This is a genomic window from Enterococcus cecorum, from assembly GCF_052119425.1.
In the GTDB taxonomy this organism is placed as follows: Bacteria; Bacillota; Bacilli; order Lactobacillales; family Enterococcaceae; genus Enterococcus_E; species Enterococcus_E cecorum_C.
Genome location: NZ_JBQKFH010000079.1, coordinates 1 through 2,679, shown reverse-complemented (window position 1 = coordinate 2,679; position 2,679 = coordinate 1). Strand labels below are relative to the sequence as shown.

General features: G+C 37.7%; 2 protein-coding genes. One reads left to right on the top strand and one right to left on the bottom strand.

Annotated features, from left to right (window positions below; translation table 11 throughout):
- Window positions 1-132: 132 nt before the first annotated feature.
- Window positions 133-1,614 (bottom strand): family 1 glycosylhydrolase, encoded by a 1,482-nt coding sequence (locus ACTQZM_RS11805; RefSeq protein ID WP_441653878.1) that lies wholly within the window; start codon window positions 1,612-1,614, stop codon window positions 133-135.
- A gap of 176 nt (window positions 1,615-1,790) precedes the next feature.
- Here ACTQZM_RS11805 and ACTQZM_RS11800 point away from each other — a divergent pair, with 176 nt between their 5' ends.
- The gene (locus ACTQZM_RS11800) at window positions 1,791-2,504 is read left to right on the top strand and encodes a GntR family transcriptional regulator (RefSeq protein WP_441653877.1); all 714 of its coding nucleotides are present in this window, start codon (window positions 1,791-1,793) and stop codon (window positions 2,502-2,504) included.
- Window positions 2,505-2,679: the final 175 nt, after the last annotated feature.

Sequence of the window (2,679 nt, the reverse complement as noted above, 5' to 3'; positions counted from 1 at the left end):
AAGATAAGCATTTACAACTTGCTTTTTAAACTCAAAAGAATATTTGGACATAAAAATACCGACCTCCAATTGTTAGATTTTATGGTCTAACTTTTGGGGGTCGGTACAAAATTGGCAATCCTCTTTTATGTTTTAATCTAAACTTTCTCCGTTTGTGGCAATGACTTGTTTATACCAGTCAAAGGAATCTTTCTTATAGCGTTTCAAACTACCATTCCCGCGGTCATCACGGTCTACATAGATAAAGCCGTAACGTTTTTTCATTTCACCCGTACCATTGGAAACTAAGTCAATTGCACTCCACATCGTATATCCAAGCAAATCAACCCCATCAATTTCCACAGCATCTTTCATGGATTTTAGATTCGCTTTGAGGTAATTGATACGATAATCATCATGTACTTTGCCATCTGGTGTTAATTCATCGCTCCAACCTAAGCCATTTTCTACAATCCATAATGGTTTATGATATCTATCCCAAAGTGTATTTAAGGTCAGGCGCAGACAATAAGGGTCAATCGTCCAGCCCCAAGCATTGGTTTCTAAATAAGGATTTTTCACCCCATTCATGCCTAGGTTTCCTTCTGCTTGGGCGGTATTTTCATGCGTGGTCACTACATGCGAGCCATAGCAAGAAAAGCTCAAGAAGTCTGCGGGATATTTGGCAATTAAATCATAATCTTCTGGACAATCCTCCAACACAATGCCTTCGCGCGCATATTTTTTCAAACGGTATTCTGGATAACGGCCGCCTGTTTGCACATCGGCATAGAAAAGTTCATTTTGTTGGGCTTCCATCACCTTAATCGCGTCTTTTGGATCACAAGTATAGGTATAAATCGCGCTACAAGCTAACATTTGACCGACTTGCATATTTGGATCGATTTCATGGGCTGCTTTAACGGCTAATGCTGAGGCCACAAATTGGTTATGAGCTCCTTGCGCACGATTTTGAGCGGAAGTATCTAACAGGCCACCACCCATATAAGGCGCATGATCCATTGCGTTGATTTCATTAAAGGTTAACCAGTATTTCACGCGTCCTTTGAAGTGATTAAAAAGTGTTTTCGCATATTTTTCAAAAATCGGAATCATCTTTCTATCCGACCAACCATTATAACGAATCACCAAACTTAGTGGGGTTTCGTAGTGTGATAATGTCACCAGCGGCTCCATTCCCAAACGTAAGCAAGTGTCCACCACGCGATCATAAAAGGCTAGACCGGCTGGATTAGCTTGTTCGTCATCACCATTTGGGAAAATTCGTGACCAGTTAATAGAGAAACGATAACATTTAAAGCCCATCTCCGCTAGTAACTCTAGGTCCTCTTCTAAGTGATGATAAAAGTCTGTCCCTGTATGGCTTGGATAATAATAGCCGTCTAAAATCGTTGGTGTCGCATCTTTGGGAAATTCAAATGGCTTGCCCCAAACAAGTGGTGTCGTACCGGTTTGGCCATCTGCTTTTTTCCAGGTAACTTGTCTTGGTGTGGTGTGTGAACCATTTGTCATCACATCAATGGCATTTAATCCCTTGCCATCTTGGTCATAGCCGCCTTCATATTGGTTGGCTGCCGTGGCCCCACCCCATAAGAAATCTTTTCGTAAACTCATTAGTGAATCACTCCATATCTGTAATCGTTTTCTACTATCTATTTTACCTTTTCCTAATCCGAACGGTCAAGGGGTTCAATTAAATTTGTTGGGACAAATGCAACTTTTTGGTAGCGTTTTAACGAGATTGTGTTATAATTAATGTATAACAAAAGAAAAAAGGCAGGTGTCAAAATATGACTCTCAAATATCAGGAAGTCGCTAAAGATTTAGTCAATAAAATATTTAGCAAAGTATATATAGATAAACTCCCAAGCGAAGGAGCGTTATTAGAAGAATATCAAGTCAGCCGCAACACTATTCGCAATGCATTAGGGATTCTTTATAATCAAGGGCTCATTAAACGTATACAAGGAAGTGGTTACTTTATCACACAGCCACTTCACAATAATACAACAATTATGAATATGGCAAATAAAGCAGGTCTTAACCAAATTGGTAATCCACTTATCGTCCACTCTAAAGTATTACGTTTAGAAATTATTCCTGCAAATGAAGAAATTGCCAAATATCTAAATTGTCCAATGGGTGAACTTGTATATTTTATTCAACGCCTAAGATATACAGATAAAGGATTAGTCTCTTTAGAAAACGCCTATTATCTAAAATCGGTCATTCCATATTTATCAGTTGAGATATGTGAAAAGTCTATCTTTCAATTTATTTTTAAACACTATAATATATCTGTTCAACGTGCCGATGAATACATTTCGATTCATTATATTACTGATGAAGAAGCTGAATTAACTGGTAGCGAATCAGGGCAGGCTACGATTCAAGTAGAGGAAATTAATTACTTGAAAAATGAACAAGCTTTTAACTATTCGATATCTTATTACTTCCAAAAAGAACTATCTATATACTTCCACGTTAGTAACTATTTACACTAATATCTTAACTTCTCGTTTTATAATGAGAAGTTTTTTTATGTAAAAAAAGAGATAGCCCAGATATTGATGTGACCCCCAAAAGTTAGACTTTATTAGCGTAGTAGTTTTGTCTACTACGTTTTTTTATGCACTCATAAGGTGAATTCTGTATTGAACTGGACTTTTCCACCCTAGC

Bases quoted from the DNA above. Each gene is read 5' to 3' on its own strand.
- ACTQZM_RS11805 (WP_441653878.1), bottom strand. From the start codon at position 1,614: ATGAGTTTACGAAAAGATTTCTTATGGGGTGGGGCCACGGCAGCCAAC.
- ACTQZM_RS11800 (WP_441653877.1), top strand. From the start codon at position 1,791: ATGACTCTCAAATATCAGGAAGTCGCTAAAGATTTAGTCAATAAAATA.